The 18990-nt window shown below is 31.2% G+C and carries 15 protein-coding genes; 8 read left to right on the forward strand and 7 right to left on the reverse strand.

Annotated elements, in window-relative coordinates:
* Positions 1-313: 313 nt before the first annotated feature.
* Entirely contained in the window at positions 314-2608 is a 2295-nt protein-coding gene (locus tag QZV12_RS03145) for an ABC transporter permease (protein ID WP_295617069.1), read from the reverse strand.
* A gap of 161 nt (positions 2609-2769) precedes the next feature.
* Positions 2770-3474, reverse strand: a complete 705-nt coding sequence (locus tag QZV12_RS03150) for an ABC transporter ATP-binding protein (protein ID WP_295617072.1) — start codon at positions 3472-3474, stop codon at positions 2770-2772.
* 791 nt (positions 3475-4265) lie between these two features.
* Between QZV12_RS03150 and QZV12_RS03155 the strand changes: the two genes are divergently transcribed.
* On the forward strand, positions 4266-6509 hold the full coding sequence (locus QZV12_RS03155; RefSeq protein ID WP_295617075.1) for a phage holin family protein: 2244 nt from the start codon (positions 4266-4268) through the stop codon (positions 6507-6509).
* Between the two features lie 154 nt (positions 6510-6663).
* On the opposite strand, the gene QZV12_RS03160 is transcribed toward QZV12_RS03155, so the two are convergent.
* The 4 genes from QZV12_RS03160 to QZV12_RS03175 form a co-directional block, all read right to left on the reverse strand.
* A complete protein-coding gene (locus QZV12_RS03160) occupies positions 6664-7899 on the reverse strand; it encodes a magnesium transporter (protein ID WP_366925531.1) in 1236 nt (411 codons plus the stop codon).
* Positions 7900-8228: 329 nt separating this feature from the next.
* Positions 8229-8843 (reverse strand): potassium channel family protein, encoded by a 615-nt coding sequence (locus tag QZV12_RS03165; RefSeq protein ID WP_295617081.1) that lies wholly within the window; start codon positions 8841-8843, stop codon positions 8229-8231.
* Between the two features lie 221 nt (positions 8844-9064).
* Positions 9065-10225: a cysteine-rich small domain-containing protein gene (locus tag QZV12_RS03170; protein WP_295617085.1), complete on the reverse strand. Its 1161-nt coding sequence runs from the start codon at positions 10223-10225 to the stop codon at positions 9065-9067.
* Between the two features lie 321 nt (positions 10226-10546).
* Positions 10547-11248, reverse strand: coding sequence for a hypothetical protein (locus tag QZV12_RS03175; RefSeq protein WP_295617088.1), 702 nt, complete (start codon positions 11246-11248; stop codon positions 10547-10549).
* Between the two features lie 414 nt (positions 11249-11662).
* On the opposite strand from QZV12_RS03175, the gene QZV12_RS03180 reads away from it, so the two are divergent.
* The 3 genes from QZV12_RS03180 to tsaA all read left to right on the forward strand — a co-directional run bounded on the left by QZV12_RS03180 (position 11663) and on the right by tsaA (position 15051).
* Positions 11663-13675, forward strand: a complete 2013-nt coding sequence (locus tag QZV12_RS03180) for a DNA-directed DNA polymerase II small subunit (protein WP_295617091.1) — start codon at positions 11663-11665, stop codon at positions 13673-13675.
* Between the two features lie 195 nt (positions 13676-13870).
* Positions 13871-14452 (forward strand): class II aldolase/adducin family protein, encoded by a 582-nt coding sequence (locus tag QZV12_RS03185; protein WP_295617094.1) that lies wholly within the window; start codon positions 13871-13873, stop codon positions 14450-14452.
* A gap of 107 nt (positions 14453-14559) precedes the next feature.
* Entirely contained in the window at positions 14560-15051 is a 492-nt protein-coding gene (tsaA, locus tag QZV12_RS03190; RefSeq protein ID WP_295617097.1) for a tRNA (N6-threonylcarbamoyladenosine(37)-N6)-methyltransferase TrmO, read from the forward strand.
* A 169-nt stretch (positions 15052-15220) separates the two neighbouring features.
* On the opposite strand, the gene QZV12_RS03195 is transcribed toward tsaA, so the two are convergent.
* Positions 15221-15727 (reverse strand): Panacea domain-containing protein, encoded by a 507-nt coding sequence (locus tag QZV12_RS03195; protein ID WP_295617100.1) that lies wholly within the window; start codon positions 15725-15727, stop codon positions 15221-15223.
* Positions 15728-16083: 356 nt separating this feature from the next.
* Between QZV12_RS03195 and QZV12_RS03200 the strand changes: the two genes are divergently transcribed.
* From QZV12_RS03200 to QZV12_RS03215, 4 genes are all read left to right on the forward strand, one after another.
* Positions 16084-16338 (forward strand): UPF0147 family protein, encoded by a 255-nt coding sequence (locus QZV12_RS03200; protein WP_295617102.1) that lies wholly within the window; start codon positions 16084-16086, stop codon positions 16336-16338.
* Positions 16339-16932: 594 nt separating this feature from the next.
* Complete coding sequence (locus QZV12_RS03205; RefSeq protein WP_295617105.1) at positions 16933-17292, forward strand: HIRAN domain-containing protein; 360 nt, start codon at positions 16933-16935, stop codon at positions 17290-17292.
* A 206-nt stretch (positions 17293-17498) separates the two neighbouring features.
* Positions 17499-17729 (forward strand): hypothetical protein, encoded by a 231-nt coding sequence (locus QZV12_RS03210; RefSeq protein WP_295617108.1) that lies wholly within the window; start codon positions 17499-17501, stop codon positions 17727-17729.
* 40 nt (positions 17730-17769) lie between these two features.
* Positions 17770-18480: an ARPP-1 family domain-containing protein gene (locus QZV12_RS03215; protein ID WP_295617111.1), complete on the forward strand. Its 711-nt coding sequence runs from the start codon at positions 17770-17772 to the stop codon at positions 18478-18480.
* The last annotated feature ends 510 nt before the right edge of the window (positions 18481-18990 follow it).

Here is an 18990-nt window from a genome sequence, read left to right on the forward strand (position 1 = left end):
CCATTACTATTTTTAAAAAAAGAATCTCAAGAAATCAGATTCCATACACTTCTATTTTTTTATGCAATTATCTAAAAAAGATATACACATTTAACTTTTAAAAAAAATAAGATATGCTAACACATATAAACTATTTAAAAAAAACATCTCAAGAGACACTAAAACTAGCTGATTTTAAAAAAACAAATAATCGCAAGAGACACTAAAACTAGCTGATTTTAAAAAAACAAATAATCGCAAGAGACACTAAAACTAGCTGATTTTAAAAAAACAATATCTCAAGAGATTTAAACATATATTCTAATTTTAAAGACTATTCATTGCTCTTCAATGATTCAACCATATTCACCTTTTTGATCTTGAATGAGAATGCCAAATTAACAAGCACAGACAATCCAAAGGTGATTATGAAACTGATAACAAAGTTCCACAAATAGATGTATATTGGGAACCAATAGTCATTTCCAGTTGATCCCATCATGATTCCAATCAAAACATATGCTCCTGGAATTGCCAATATAAATCCGATAGTGGAGTACCATAGATTTTGAGTAAGCAAAAGCCTTCTTAAGCTTTTAGAACCAAAACCAAGTACTTTCATTGTAGCAAGTTCCCTTTGAATCTCGGTAAATGACAAGAGACCTAAATTATATAGAACCACAACTGCCAAAACAATAGCAAAGGTTGTAAGAACACTTACCATCATGTCCAATGCCTCTGTCATTGTATTCCAGCCTTTTTGGATTTCATCCCTTGTTGTAATACTGCTTACTCCAGTGTAGTTCTTATTGATTTCCTTTTTGGTCAAGACAACATTTGCACTGTAGTTGTAATCATCCCCACCTTCTTTATCAAAAGTTTTAGGGGACATTATCAATCCTTGGCCAAATGGAATTGTATAGGTTTCTGTAACCTTTGAATCAATCCATTTAGGATTTCCTGCAACATGCCATCTTATCTCATCGCCAACTTCCACTCCCAGGACTTCAGCCATCTTGTCTGAAATAGCTACTCCCTTTGGATTGAGCTTGATGAAATTCCTATCGCTATCGGTTATTCTATAATACTCAGAATCGTTTAAGACCGTTAGTGTACCTGACTCCTTATTGCCCTTGGACTTTATTTCAATTGCCTCTTCCATCATTGCTTCACCATCGGTTTCCTCTAATACATGGTCCAATTGTGAATCAGTGATGTTTTCATCCAGAAGCAGCTTAGAATTGAAGTTATAGATATCGTCATATTGCCAAGATTCAACATCGTTTATTGAGTCAACCATACCAAATGCAGACATTATAAGTAGGGCACAGGCAAAAACACCAAAAATACTCATTATGGCTCTTATCTTATTTCTTTTGGCATCCCTATAGTTCCATCTTTCATTGAAGCTAAATCTCTTCCAGATTTTAGTCTTTTCTATAAATCCTGATGAAACAGCCTTTGGAGCCTTATGCCTAATTGTTTCTGCAGGGTTCTCATCACTTATGCTTTTAACTGAAATGTAGCTTACCGCAACTGAAAATATCACCATCAATGCCGCTACAGCAAAGGCGCTTATATCCAATCCTGGAGCCCATTTTGGAAGGGAATAGGTCGCTTCCATTGTTGGATAGAAGAGATGTGGAATGGTTAGAGGCCCTATTATGAGCCCTATTATGGAACCAGTAAGTGATAATACAAAACCATAGGAAAGATAATGAAGAAGGATTTCCCTATTGCTGTATCCCATAGCCTTAAAGGTACCGATTTGTGTTCTTTGAGCTGCAATGACACGAGACATGGTTGTAACCAATGTCAATAGTGAAACAAGAACGAAAATGGAAGGAAAGATTCCTGAAAACATTTGATGCTGATCTATTTCATCCTGCAATGTCTTTACACCAACATTGTCGTCACGATGAACAAACTGAACAAACTTAGACATTCCCATAAGCTCTTCAAGGTCCTTCTTAAAGTCCTTTTCATCAATCTCCTCATAGGAATCCAAAGCTATTGTATTGTATTCAAGTTCAAAATCCGCTCCTTTTGCAGGCATATAGGCATAACCTACTTGGCTAAAATCAGGAAGGAGACTCCCTTCCTGGATATAAAAGACATACTCTGGAGAATACATTATTCCCCTAATGGTTTTGGAGACAGACTTTCCATCAAATTTCAAGGTGATCTTATCTCCAACATCCAGTTTACGGCCATCAGCAAATCTTTTGTCAATCCAAATTCCCTCTTCATCATTTTCATCAAAGTCCTTTCCTTTGAAGAGATGGAATTTAGATACTTTCTGCTTGCCTTCTACAATATGTAGAGTAATGTCAGGATCCGAAGAGTAATTTGCAACTGTATCCACCACCATTTCCCGTTGAGCATCCTTTATCTGATGCCTGCCTTTAATATCGGCAAATGTGTCATTGTCCAAATCCTCTCCATATATCCAGCCGTCAGCAATATTGGTATCATGGTAGTAATTGCTTGAAACCGGCTCTATTCCAACTGCCTCACTGCTGATTCCTGTAAATGCAAAGACTCCTATAAGAGCCATTAAAAAGATAGAGATGAATTGGGCCTTATGATCCCTAAAGTCACGCAACATTTTTCTAAACAGCATCTTCATATTATCATCACTTTAAAAAATATTAATAATTTCACTAAAGAAACAACTTTAAAAATTCTTCTAAAAAAATCATTCAAAATATTTCACCAAAGAAACAATATTCAATTCTCCTAAAAAAATATTCAAAATTAATTTCTCTAAAGAAACTATTTTCAAAAATTCTACCACTCTATCTCTTTTACATCCTTAGGATTTTCATTGATTGTGATTTCTTCAATCTTACCGTTCTTGATTCTTATAAGCTTGTCAGCTGCTTCAGCCAAATTTGAGTTGTGGGTTACAATGACAACTGTAGTGTCCTTTTCATGGCACATGTTCTGCAATAAAGAAAGAATAAGAACACCAGTATTTGAATCCAATGCACCAGTAGGCTCATCACACAAAAGCATTGCAGGCTCTTTTTCCAAAGCCCTTGCAATAGATACCCTTTGCTGTTCACCACCAGACAATTGTGCAGGGAACTGGTTTCCATGACCTGTAAGGCCAACTGAATCAAGAACCCTATTTCCATCAACATCAATGCCGGTAATGTCCTGCATCATTTCAACGTTTTCCTTTGCAGTAAGATTAGGAATCAAGTTATAAAATTGAAATATAAAGCCAACGCTTTTAGCCCTATATTTTGTCAGCTCATCATCATTATAGTTTACAATATCCTGTCCATCAACAACTATCTTTCCACAGCTTGCAGTATCCAATCCTCCTAATAGATTCAAAAAGGTGGATTTACCTGCACCTGATGGTCCTAAAATAACAACAAATTCCCCTTTATCGATTTTTAAGCTTATATTGTCTAAAGCTCTCAATTCATGTTCGCCGATTTTATAAATTTTATATACATTTTCAAATTCTATCATTGTTGTCATTTTAAAACCTCCTTTTTAGTTAATTAAATTAAAAAATATTTTTCATATAGTTTATTTATAAAAAAATAATTAATAAATATTTTCATGGTTAAGTCATTGATCATTAATCAAGAAAATATCTTTTCATATTAAGTAGGCTTTTAAAAATAAGAATTAATAATCCCTTTCAATCATTTTAAAAAAATTAGAAGAAACATCTGTAAAATCAAATTTAAAATAAAAATAAAGACCAAATCCCTAAATCTATTTATAAATAAAAATAAAGATCCAATCCCTAAATCCTTTAAATAAAATTTTACAAATATTCCTTCTAAAACCTATTTTAAAAATATATAAGGATATATATTTTAAGGCCATGTTTTTCAAATTAAATAATATTTTTCCTCATAAGTCGCGTATTTTAATTATAACTGTATAAATAAAATACAAATCAATATATGTAATTCATCATATATAATATTTAGGTTTACCTAAAAATAATAATTTTTCACTTTCAATGATAAAAATGAAATTATCAAAAAGCATTACTGTCAATGATAAAAGTATAGAAATTATCCAAAATAATTACTTTCAATTATAAAAGTATAGAAATTATCAAAGAGTATTACTTTCAATAATAAAAGAATGAAAATATCCAAAAATAAAGGATATTCCTTATTTTTAAATAAAAAAAGTAATAAGATAATAAAGCAAAATAATACTTAATTAAATTAATTATATAATACTTTTAATATTATAAGATTTAAATAAAATTATATATTCTAATTTTCACTGATAAAACAGGTTTTAATATGGCAAGCACTATAAGAGAAAACTTAAAGCAAATACTAAAATTCACTATCTACCTAGTGTTGGAAGTGATCATCTTCTTTACAATCACTAGGACATTAGGTGGAATCTCATTGCCTAATTTTGGAACAGCTTTTCTTGTCATAGCCTTATTATCATTGGCAAACGCCCTATTATGGCCTGCCTTAAGCAAGCTTTCACTTAGATTTGTTGTTGTTACACTTGGTTTTGGAACATTCTTAATAGACGGAATCCTTTTATACATCATAAGCCTTTTTATTCCTGGAGTGGAAATTGGAGGAATAGCACTATTTTCAATTCCTCTTCTTATAGGACTAATATCTTCCTTTGTTTCACTTATCTTAAACATTGATGACGATAAAAGCTATCATCAAAACGTTTTGGAAAAGGAAATGAAATCAATTTATAATGAACCTATCGATAAGGAAGGATTTATTTTTCTTGAAATAGATGGACTATCCTACTATACCCTTAAAAAAGCATTGGAAAGGGGAGACATGCCTACATTATCCAAATGGATTGAAGATGGAAGCCACGAACTGACAAGATGGGAAACAGACCTTTCAAGTCAGACATCATCTTCACAAGCGGGAATACTTCATGGAAACAACAGCAATATTCCAGCATTCCGTTGGGTGGAAAAGGATAATGGCAATAGAATCATTTCCTCAAATGGGCTTGAAAACTCCGAGATTATTGAAAAGAGAATATCAGATGGCAATGGACTCCTTAGAGACAATGGTGCAAGCAGAAGCAATCTCTTTTCAGGAGATGCAAGAGACCATATACTTACTTTCAGCAGATTGACAGAATCTTCAGGAATCAGAACCACCAGCTGGTACTATGTTTATTCAAGGCCATATGTCATTACCAGAATCTTAATATTATTCCTTTTTGATATGGTTATGGAACTGATATCCAGATTCAGACATCTATTCAAAAATGTTCAGCCTCGTCTTAAATGGAGAGGAATTCCATACTTTGTTGCCCGTGCAGGAACAAATGTAGCTATGAGGGAAGCTACAACATACACCTTGATTGGAGACATCTTTGCAGGCCAGTACAATGCAATCTATGCAACATATATGGGATATGATGAAATAGCTCATCACTCAGGAGTGGAGGATTATGATGCATTCTATTCCCTTAGGCAAATAGACAAGCAATTCAAGAGAATCGAAAAGGCAATTGAAAAATCCCCAAGAGACTATAAGCTAATCATTCTTTCAGATCATGGCCAATCCAAGGGATTCACATTTAAGCAGAAGTATGAAATAAGCCTTAATGATTTGGTTAGCCAGCTATTGCCGGATAACATAAGCATACATGGTATATTGCATTCCAATGATGATTACTTCAGAAAGAAATATGCCATAAAGCCCTATTTTGAACAGCGTGTTGACAGAATTGACACTAGAATCGACAATACTGTAGACAATGCAAAGGAAAGGATAGACAATGCAAAAGAGAGAATTGACAATACAGTGGATAATGCAAAGGAAAGGATAGATTCAAATATCAACATCAATACCTTGGAAAGAATATCCAATATAAAAGACAAGACAAAAATCTCAGAATATGTTGAAAGGCTAAGAACAGACAATAGGTTTTTCAATAGCGATGAATCCTTTTCAGATAAGCTAAACAAAATTTCAACAGATTTGGACGTAAACATCAAATTTTCAAACAAGACTACAGTAAGTGAAGAGACTGCACAGACAATGGTGCTTTCTTCCGGAAATTTAGGATTGATTTATTTTACAGATTGGTCTAATAGAATGACATATGAACAGATAGAAGATGCATTTCCTAGACTCTTGAATCAATTATCTCATCATGATGGCATAGGTTTCGTAATGGTGAATTCAATAGTATATGGAACAATAGTTTTATCACAAGATAATGTATTTTATCTTGAAACAGAAGAGTATGTTGGTGATCATTTCCTTGACAAGTATGGCAATCACATCATTGAAAAGCTAAAAAGGACAGATGGATTTGAGCATGTGCCGGACATTCTTGTAAACAGTGACTATGATATTGAAAATGATGAGGTTTATGCATTTGAGGAACTGATTGGAAACCATGGTGGAGCTGGAGGAAATCAGCAATATCCATTTATACTATATCCAAAGAAATGGTCATTGGATGAGGAGATATTTGGTGCAGAAAATGTGCATAAGTTCTTTAAAAGAGAAATGGAAAGGTCATGGGAAGGAAAATAAAAATATGGCCTTTAAATACTATTTTTATTATATAATTTAACTAAAAAAAGAGAAATGGGAAGGGAAGGAAAATAAAAAACATGGCCTTAAAAAGAAAAATAGAAAGGAAAATAAAAAAATGCCTTTTAAGTGCTATTTTTATTATATGATTTAACTAAAACATGCCTAATATGCCTAAAGACACTACAATAAGAATCAATGTGGAAATTGAGTCTGTTAGGCTTGTTGACATTGGAATTACAATATTGTCAGGGTCAAGTCCTCTTCTATAGGAAATTGTAGATATATAGAACACTACAAGGAGCATGATGAAAATCAAAATCATTCCTGAAAGGAAACTTATTGATAATGCAGGAAGATATCCCACTCCAATATTTCCAAATCCTATAGTTGATGATTCAGCTAAGAATCCAATTAAAGGATACATTACAATAGCTAAAGTTATAATAGCTATGAAGTTTTCCATAGTGTGCTTTTTAGGCTTGAGGACAGGGTCTATTAAACCAGAGTGGAGACCAGATGAGAGTCTTGCACCTAAAATGCTTACTAAACCACCACTTTCACCTGAGAACAATGGAACCAATGTAAGCAATGTTTGATTATTAAGCAATGTGCTGATTGAATTGTTCAATATTCCACCTGCCAATGTTCCTAAAATGGAACAGAAGAATAAAACAGGAGTGGATTGCCTTACAATATGTCCGATTTCACTTTTGGCCTTGTATCCTAAGACCAATGCTATTGCTGTTAGGATGAGCACTATAGCAAATAAGGCAATTTTGACTATTGAATGGAATCCTATAAAGTTTACAATCATAACGCTTAAGATAAGTGCAGGCAATGTGAAGAAGTCTCCAACAGCTGCAATGAATGGAGTTGTGATATTATCTGGGTCCCAACCACCTTCAAAGCTCTTAAGTGAAATGAACATTGTAATAGGAAGCATGATGACTGTTGACAAGAGCCCTGCTATAAATGAAATCAAGACAAAGTCATATATGCTGATGCTTTTGAAATTGAATAAAATACAGATTACCTTAGCAATGATTGCAAGAAGAACAGAAAGCACCATGGTTAAAATCAATGAGGCAACTATGTTTTCATCTAAAAATTCTGATCTTTTGAATTCAGGAGAGATGGTACCAATGTGGAGGTGAGTGCTTAGCCTTGAACCAAAGGATCCAAAGATGTTTCCTCTCATTCCAATAGCTCCTGGAATGATTACCATAAGTCCTGGATATGTTTCTAAAAAGAATTCCATGTTTCCTAAAATAATGCCTGCACACAAATCACCTACAGCACATATTGAAAGTGCTATAAGGCTTTCCTTTAAAACAGAATCAGTGTCAGAAAAGAATTCCTTAACTGCACCGATAAAACGGGAAGGCATGGAAACGATGTATTTTATACCATTGAATAAAAGTAGAATAATGCTAACAACTATTGAGATAGCAGATTCCCCAACTTGACGTATCATCTTCATTAGACTTTTCAATTGGTTCACCTCCCATCATCATAGTGTCACATCCATACATATTAATTAATAAATTAATTGAAAATTAAATTCATTTTCTAAAATTCTTCATTTTCTAAATAGTTTTTTTAATAAGTTTTTAAGATTTATAATCCTATAATAATTTTTAATTGATAAACAACTAATTTTAATTGTTTTTTTAATTTATTTATGATAACAACTAATTTTAAAGATTGTTTCTTTAATTAATCGTCATCATCATCAATAAATTCTTCAATATTTCCTAAGTCTTCTAAGTTCATTTCTCCATCAGCTAACTTTTCAATGATTTCAGTTCCTGTTTCAGAACCTTTAGCGATTAAGACATCTCCTGCAAGGATTACAGTGTTTTTATCAGGACCGTAAATCCAAGAGTCTCCACGTCTGATGGAAATAATTCTCATACCAGTACGGTTAAGCAATAATAATTCTCCTAAAGAATGGTTAGCCAATACGGAACTTTCTTCAACATTCAAACGAATAATGTTCTTTTCGGATTCTTCCATAACCATTTTAAATACTGGGTGTGGTTCAAATCCTTTTAAGGTTAAGTCAGCTAAATCCTTAGCAGCATTTCCCATAGATTCAGCAGCTTCTGCAATTTCAAGCAAGGTAGTCAATTGTTCTGCATCTTCAAGTGAACGTGCAGCTACAAAAGATTGCTTTTTAATCTCATAATTCATGCTATTGAGTCTATTTTCAAGGGTCAATACTTCTTCTGCAGCAGCTTTATTATTAAATAAAACAGCAGAATACGCTAAATCAACCATTAATTCCGACATGTCTTTCATTTCAATTAAAATATCTTTTACACTTGGCATTTTATAACCTTCTTAAATTAATATGTAATAAATAAGCATAATTTTAGCTAAATAGCTATTTGTTCTTTATTTTTATTTATGATTTTAAATTATTTTAAGTTTATTTATGATTTGAACTATTTCAAACTTGATTTCATTTCTTCAAATCAAAATTATTTCAAGTTTTATTTTATAATCCTTAAATCAATAATATTTCAAACTTGATGATCTTTAAAATAAAACTATTTCAAAGTCTTTAAGAGACATTCACGTCTTAATCTTAGCAATTCAATGTGCTTGTCCTTTAAGTCATCAACATCCTTTAGGATATCTCCAAGCCCTTGTCTGATTGTTTGACATGGCTCTTCAAGATGGATCCAATCACAGTATTGACAGCTCCAAACGTCCTTGTCCTTAATCCATTCTCCACCAGTCACTCCATCAGCACATGGATAGAATGGACAATAGCAAAAGTCACATGCTTCCAATGACTTATGGCATGGGAGATAATCGCAATCATAATCAAGTTCTTGAGGAGTTTCATCTTTCAAGTATCTTTCAAAGAAATCCATATTCTGTGAAATGAACTTTGGCTCTACTATATAGTCACATGATGTAACCATATAATCTTCCAGCTTGTAAGAGAGCTTAGTTCCAATGACTAAAGAAGTATTTCTGTTTAATTTTTTCTCATCAATCTCATTGAACTTGGATATTTCGTATGATGAGTCGTTTACTGCTGCAACCAATAAATCCTTGCCGTATTCATTGACAAGTTCCTTCAGCAGATTGAAATTATCCATTAAGTCATCTTCTTCACCTATTATATTGTGAATGAATAGGACCACATCATTTCTTATTGCAAACTTAATCTTATTTTTTAGTTCTTTAGAAGATGATAATGTCTTGTTTAAGTCAATAGCTATGAAATCATCAAATGGAGTACCTAAGATAGATGATGCATAATCAATTGGAGAAACTCCTGGATGTATTTTCAATTCAACATCACTGTATTTAGAACTGATTTGAATCAATAGATTTGCTATGCCATAAATATTAGGATTGTTTGAGCAAATCAAAGCTACATCATTATCGAAAGATTTTGAGATTGCCAATTCTATTAGTGAATAGCTTTCGTTAAGCTTTGAATATACGGCTTTGGAATCATTTGAAATCTCTTCTGAATCCTCTTCCAATTGAATCATGTCTTCAGATAAGGTATCCAAATCCTCTTCTGACTTGATTGAATCTCTATCAATTATTTCCTTATCTTTTGTATATGAATCCAAATCACTTATATCAATATTATCAAAATTAATTATAATATCTGCTTCAATTATAGCACTGAATGCATTTACAGTTAGATCTCCTATATCATAACCAATACCAATAAGATTAATCATAATATCACCTTTTAAAAAGGTTGTTTAGATTTAATTTTTAAATAAATGATAATTAGCTCTAAAAGAGCCATTGCATTTTTAAATAATGATTATAACTCTAAAGAGCCATTAATAGCATTTTTAAATAATGATTATAACTCTAAAGAGCCATTAATTGCATTTTTAAATAAATGATAATTTAACTCAAAGTTTTATAGATTTTTTGTATTCTTAACCATGATGATTTACTCAAAAGATTAATTATTATGAATAAATGAAAATAATGATTAGCTCAAAAAGAGCTAAAAATTAAATAATAATTAATTTAACTAAAAAACAAAGCTAAAATTTAAAATTTAAAAATATAGGTGCTAATAATTCACCGGTACCTCCACCAGAAGAGCCTCCACTTGAAGAGCCACCACTGTAAGATGAACCACTATAACTGCTGCTTGAGCTGGAATAGCTGGAACTGGACTTATAGCTGGAACTGGATGAAGAGCTTGAATTATAGTCTTCACCTAAAACATTGTACTTGTTGTTGTCATCTTCATCAAAGATCTTTAGGATAGAATCTACCTTAACGGTGTCTAAATCGACTTCAATACCATTTACAGTGTATTTAGCTTTTCCTGTACAAATGATTTTATAGTCAGGCTCATTGCTGATTACAATGGAACCTCCTTTGCTTGTAGGTTTGGAATATCCATAAGCAGTAATGGTTACATTGAATTCCTTGCCGTCAGTGTCGTCAACTGTTGTAACTGTCATGTTTTCGACATCGACTCCATCAACATCCGCCACCTCTGATACCTTGTCAGCCAATTGGAATCTGTTTGTTACGTTAATGCTGTCAGGGTCCTTGATAAGCAATCCGCCTACATTTTCGGCACTGAATATGGAAGTTATTGTTTCAACTTGCATGCCGAACAATTCTCCTGGATCAGGTACTTCTCCAGTTGCTAAGGTATAGGAACTGAAAAGACCTATTTCAAAAAATACAAAAAATAATAATACAATAAGTATAATTCTTGATATTTTCATTTTAATCCCTTTTTGATTAATTTTTTAACAAATATTCTTTTAATAATATAATTTAAATTGATTATTCTTTTAATAATAAATTTTAAACTGATTTATTCCTTGAATAATAAATTTAATGGGATTTTCATTTCCCATTTCATAAATTTTTATAAGCAAATTTTTTTATCTACAATACCATCCATAAGTTTTATATTTGATGGAATTATTATAGATAGTATCTTATAGTATTAATGTTTTTATAATTTATATATAATAAAATTATCGAGAATTAATATTATATAGTTTGTTTTATTAAATAATAAATAAGACAAATAAATTCATAGATATTTTTTAGATTTATAATTTCAATTATTGGAACTATCTCAAAGGCCAGAAGAAACTCTAGAAATCTGGCTAAAATAAAAGAGGAGAATCATGACAGCTGAAATACTTATTAAATTTGCAAGGAAAGGGATAATACTATCCCCAGAGGCATATGAGTTAATTGCCAACTCTGAAAATCCTTTAAATTTAAGTTCAGAAATAATTGTAAAGCTAAAAAGTGGAAATTATTCTAAAGAAATGGTTCCAGTTGATGTAAACACCTTAAAAAGCATGGAAGGTCTTAATTTTAAATTAAACATTCCAAAAGATCAAGAGATTAAAACACCAACTCAAGAAAAGCCTATTGCACCTGCAATGGAAAAGCCACAAACAAAAGTTGAAGAAGAGGTTAATGCTCCTGGTTTAGATGGAAGTCCTGTAGCACAAGCTGAACAAAACAGCACTCATACACTTCAAACAGAACAAAAACCAGCAATGGAACAGAATGGTTCTGCTACAGTACAAGTTGAAAAGCCTGTAATGGAAGATAGACCTGTTGCTGCAGTTCCAGAAGAAAAGGAAACAGCTACTATCCAAACTCCGGAAAAACCTATCATAGAAGAAAAGGAAACAGCTACTATCCAAACTCCGGAAAAACCTATCATAGAAGAAAAGGAAACAGCTACTGTCCAAACTGAAGAAAAGCCAATAGCTGAAGAAAAATCTCTTGACCCTATTGAAGAAGAGCCAGAAGAAGCTAAGGCCGAATTAAGCTTAGAAGAAAAATACAAAAAGCTTGGTTATGATAGGGAGCATGTAGAAAAGATAACAGATACAGAAGTTTCAGAAGACACTAAAATCAAATATAAAAGAAACTTAACAGAATCTACAGTTAGCTTTGACAGATATAAGGTTATTCAAGACACAAGCAACAAATCCTATACAAGCGGTGATATAGGAAACCTTATCGAATACTTCCAAAACAGATATAAAAAGTTATCAAACATCCTATCCAAAAGGCCAGAGCTTAGGACTTGGCAAAAAATCAATGAAATTACAGAAAATCAGACTGACTTAAATTTAATTGTAATGATTACAGACATCAGAAGCACTAAAAACGGTCACTATCTAATCGAAGTGGAAGATGATACAGGTTCAATACCTGTTCTCGTAAGCAAAGACAACGAAGAAATGATCAATGCTGCTAAAAACCTTATGAAAGATGAGGTAATTGGAATAGTAGCTCAAAAGAGACCAGGTGCTGAAAATCAATTGGCAATTTGTCAAAACCTTATAGACCCAGGTGTTCCAAGAATGCCAAGAAAGGATACTGAGTTTGGAACAGTATTCACTTCAGACATTCATATCGGAAGTCAAACATTCCTTGAAGATGCCTTTGTCAGATTTACAAGATGGCTTAATGGTGACTTTGGTGATGAAAGACAAAGGGAAATGGCTAACAATGTAAAATACATGATTGTTGGAGGAGACATTGTAGATGGTATTGGTGTTTATCCAAACCAAGACAAGGAATTAGCTATCAAGGACATTACTGCCCAATATGATGAAGCTGCCCGTTTGTTAGGTGACATCAGAAGTGACATTAAGATCATCATCACTCCTGGAAACCACGATGCATCAAGAGTGGCAGAGCCTCAACCTGCAGTGCCTGAAAAGTATGCTAAATCATTGTATCAATTAAATAATGTAGAGTTCCTATCAAATCCTTCTATGGTAAGCTTAGATGGACTTGAAGTATTGATTTACCATGGAAGAGGAATAGATGATATGGTAATGGGTTCAAATGACTTTTCACACGAAAGAAATGACCTTGTAATGAAGGAATTCTTAAGAAAAAGACATTTAGCTCCATTATATGGTGAAAGAACACCTCTTGCTTCAGAGCTTGAAGACCATTTAGTAATTGATAAGGTTCCGGATGTCTTGCATACAGGACATGTTCACATTAATACCTATACAAATTACAATGGAATTCACTGTATCAATTCTGGTACTTTCCAGACTCAAACAGAGTTCCAGAAGATTTATAACATTATGCCAACACCTGCAGAAGTTCCTATACTTGATGTAGGTGGTGTTTACAGACAATTAGACTTTAAATAGTCTGATTGTTTTTAAAACTTTTAATTATTCGAGTCAGATTCTATTTAACAAAAATTTAAACTTATAATTATCTAAAAAGATTCTAATTTAAAAAAATTAAAATTATAATTAACTAAAAAGATTCTAATTTAAAAAAATTAAACTTATAATTAACTAAATTTTTTACTATTTTTATACTAATTTTGGAATGATAATATGGAAAAGGAAATCGTAAAATCAGTTGTAGAAATGTCAGCTTATGTATTTGAAAGAGGATTGGTTTCAGGTAAGGCTGGCAATGTCAGTGCAAGATTCAAAACCGAAACAGGTGATATAGTAGCTATTACACCTACACTTAAATCCCTTGCTGATTTAAAGGAAGAAGATATTGTCCTTGTAAATGAAAAAGGTGAAAACCTAACTAAAGGAAAGCCATCTTCTGAAGTAGGAATGCATTTGACAATTTACAGAGAAAAGCCTCAAGTGAATGGAATTGCACATACTCATTCACCATATGCAACTGGATTTGGATTTTCAAACAAAAGAATCAAACGTCTTGAAGGATTTGGAACAATTAAGTCTGAATACATAAAGGATATTGAATACTTTAAGCCTGGAAGCAAGGAATTGGCAGAGCATGCTGCAGAAGCCTTAAAGAATGAGGATGCAATTATCCTAAAGAATCATGGAGTGATTGCAACTGGTGAAACAGTTAAGGAAGCTGCTGCACTTGTTGAATTCGTTGAGGAAATAGCTAAGACACAGTTTGTAACTCATGTCTTAAATTCAATCGAATAATATATTAAATAAAAAAATATCATTATTTTAAGCTATTTCAACGGATATTGATCATCAAATTAACATCGTTATAAAACTATATATACATCAAAGGTCAATATGATAGTATGAAAATTGAATTTGAAAACATTGGCATAATACACACTCCATTTAAAGAGCTTGAAGGAATGCCGATACAACCAACTGGGGCGAAAGGGATTGAAGGAAAAATATGCCTTAAGGATGAATTCAAGCCTGGACTAAAGGATATAGAAGGATTTTCACATCTTATACTTATTTATCATTTGCATAAGACAAATGGCCATGCATTGGAAGTCAAGCCTTTTATGGACAACAGCACTCATGGAGTATTTGCAACAAGATCACCTAAAAGACCAAACAATATAGGAATGACTACTGTAAAATTAGATAAGGTGGAAGATGACATACTATACATTTCCAATGTAGACATTCTTGATGAAACTCCACTTCTTGACATAAAGCCATATGTTCCTCAATTGTTTGAAGACACTATAGTTGATGACTTAAAAATAGGATGGTTTGAAAACAATCATCAAAAAGCTAAAAATCAAAAGGCAGATGATAGATTCATTAAATAAATTATCAACTGTCCGATATTCTTTTTTTAAAATATTTATAATCTATTTATCGTTTTATATTATCTTTTTTAAAAAAGTTTTAATCTATTAATCTATTTATATTCTTTTTTTTTTAATAATTTTAAGATAATAGATAGTGTTTGAATAATTTTAAGAGAATAGACCTTATTTAAATAATTTTAACATACACTTTACTTTTTTCCTTAGATTCACGAGTTTGAACTAAATCATATTCAACAATCTCTTCTTCATCAGTTCTTTTTACTGGCTCATCTGCAAGTGCATATTCACCAATCTGCTTTCCATTCATATGGCTTAAATACTTAATGACTTGATCAATTACATCCAATTCGTCCTGATTCAATTCTATTTCAGGTGCTTCTACAGCAAAATACCTATTCATTGTCTTTCCACAAGGCAATTTTCTTTTTCCTAACCTTACCTTGCCTTCATCAACCAATTGGCTTATTGCCTCTTCAAAGTGAATTGGAACAGGTCCACGTTCCATTTTTCTATAGGATTCATTTGTTATTGATTCATTGTAAAGCTCATAATGGTTAAAGTCTGAAAAATAGAGAAGCTTATGTAGAACTGTTCTTCCAACTGTGTTCTTAAATCCACATTTGTAGATTATGTAATGTAAAACCATTTTGAATTTTTCTTCCATGAAATCCATTTTATCATCCTATTAAATTAATAAAGCCATTTTAAATAATCTTATTTTATTGATTTTAATATAAAATTCTATTGATTTAATCATTTAAGCTAAAATTATAAGAATACTATTTTTTTAAATATTCATTAATTTGTTAAGCATTTCTTAAAATACGAACAATATACCATAAATATATATACTTTAAAGACAAGGATTAATTAAAACTCATATTGTACATAAAAATGCATATACCATAAATATATATATACTTTAAAGACCATAATATTTATTGTTAGATAACTATTTACTTTTTTTGAAACATATAATACTCACTTTATAATGAAATTTCAAAAATTGATGAATAGGGAGGAATTATTATGATAAATGACACTTTTGAAGAAGTATCCGCAATTTTAAAACATATTATGGAAAACCAAAGCGTACCACGTAATATCAGAAGAGCTGCAGATGAATCTTACCAAACATTAAATGATGAAAGTGAAGATCCAACTGTAAGAGCTAGTTCTGTTATCTTAAAATTAGATGAAATTAGTAATGATCCTAATATCCCAGTTCATGCAAGGACCTTAATTTGGGAAATTTTATCTAAATTAGAAGCTACTACTGCTTAATTTTACTATTTTTTTATTTTTTAACCTTTTTTTACTATTTTTAATTATTTTCTACTATTTTTTTAAAATTCTATAATTTAATACTTTATGGATTTATATAAATCTAACTTATTTGCCCTTTTTTTATAATTGAATTTAATTATAGTCTTATTGCAACATTAGGATAATTTAACTTAGTTAAAATATATTCTAAAACTTTATGAATATTATCTTATCATTATCAAAAATTTAGACGTGTATTTCAAGTGTAAAATTTTATAATGATTATCATAAATTAGTAATACTTTTAGATTTTGAAAACTAATTTAGAAAGTTTGAAATATATAAAAGAAACTGTTTAAATCATTATTGAAAAATTGATAAATCTTGAATGATATCTGAAAAAATGACCATTAAAATTGAACAAAAAAATAATAAATTCAACAGCTAAAAAATCATCACAATTCATGATGAAAAAAAATAATTAAACACCAATAAAATCAACATCATAATCCAATATAGAAAAAAATAATTCAACACCAATAAAATATTAAAAACATTTATAAGTAACGATGTCTATAGTATAAATACATACTATTTTTTAGGGGTGATTGTATGAAAATTGAAGAGGAAAAATTTGTAACTGTAATCTGTTTTAACCAATTTCACGGACAAAAGATATTTAAAATTGGTTCTATTTTAAAGCTTATCAAAGAGCCTGACAATAATCATGATGCAGAAGCCATTCGTGTAGAGATGAGATTTGCTGGAAAGGTAGGATACTTGGCAAACAGTACGAAAACTGTTGTCAGAGGCACCATGAGTGGAGGTAGGGTTTACGATAAACTTGATGATGAAAACGCTTATGCTATAGTAAAATTCATTTCACATCATAATGTGATTGCTAAAATCATTGAAGAAGATGAACTTAAGGAACTTAAAAAAGATCCTGAAAGTGATGTGAACTTTATCTAAGCCAATATCAATTCTGTTTATATTAAACAGGATTTTCATTTTTAATATTGATCTTTATAGTTTGCTGTAAGCACTTAGACAATTGTTTCTATAATATCAAACAAAATCGCAGATTGTTTCTTAAGAAAATTTGGAGCAGTTGTTTAGTGTAGATAAAACATATCAGATAAATAAAAAACACGAAAACATATCAATGGGGGTATTTTATGGATAAATCTAAAAACAAAGCCAGTGCGGAAGAAAACTTAGAAAACTTTGCATTCATTGACGTTGGAGGTACTAAAATCTCATTTGAGCTTTTAGAAAGCCAAAAATATCAAAATGTAGAAGTGGTTCCAATCAAAAGCGATTCATTTGGAGGAAAGGATTTCATCACAATTAATAAGGGATATGAAATGAATCTTGAGAAATCAATGAGCTTGAACAATCTAGCGTAAACTGTGTTTTATGTAAAAACGATGCTGTTGTTCTCTCTTATTGATTGACAGTGATGAGATTACAGGTGCAATGCAAAACCGTATCATAAATGACACTTTGCTTGTTCCTGCCCAAAGCACATTAAAGATTCCTGTAAGCTGTACTGAACATGGAAGATGGCATTTCAAAGGTGAAGGAAAAGCTGCAAAAAGATTTGTTCCATCTGAATATTCAGCAAACCTTTCTACCAGAAGCGTAAAATCAAGAGCTGCATTTGAAGACCGCCGCTACCAAGGTGAAGTATGGGATTCAATTGACAGATTTGAATCTAGAACTGAATATCGATCCAATACCAGCGCATTGCATGACAGCTATGAAAACCTTAAGGAAAAACAGAACAGCTACTTAAAGGAATTCAATCTTGAAAATGGTCAAAATGGTGCTATATTCATTGTAAATGGTGAATTCAAAGGATTTGAATTATTCTACAATCCAAGCATCTACAGACAATACAATGAAAAGCTTTTAAGAAGCTACATCATTGAAGCTATCGTGGATAAGAAATCTGAAGATGCTATAGATAGATTGGAGCTTATGAAAATATTGGAAGACATATCCCGTAGCGAATACAAATCTAAAAAATCCATTGGCCTTGGAGACAACCTCAAATTTTCAAATGAAATAGGATCAGGTTCCGCTCTTGTATATGATGATGAATTGATCCATTTGACATTCTACAAGGACTTGGATGATATAGGTATTAAATATTAATACCTTATCTTTTTTTTATACTTATACCCTTTTTCACTAAGCATCAACAAGCAAAAACTTTTTTTACACCATACAATTTTATTTTTAAGTATTTTCCTAACATTAAACAATGATTTTATAGTATTTAATTTAATGATATTAAAGACCTATTTTTTTCTAATAACTAAAATTACATTTGTATTTTTAGAAATACATATGATTTTTTAGGAGAATGAATTAAATAATGGTAAATTCATCGAATTTTTATTTAAAAAATTCAGACCCCTAAAAGTATTTAAAAGATTTTAGTTTACCATATAAAACTATACATAAAATTACTCCTCTAATTTTGCTTATTTTTAACTAAATAATTATAATATTACAGTATAATTATTATATTGACATTAAATTTTAGATAAGCTTTATATAATACCATATACAAAGTATTTTCAAAAATAAATAAAAAATGTTATAGAAAAATACTCTTACAATGGCATTATAAGAAATGAGATGGTGTACCTTAATGAAATA

The sequence above is a fragment of the uncultured Methanobrevibacter sp. genome (assembly GCF_902769175.1).
Lineage (GTDB): Archaea > Methanobacteriota > Methanobacteria > Methanobacteriales > Methanobacteriaceae > Methanobrevibacter.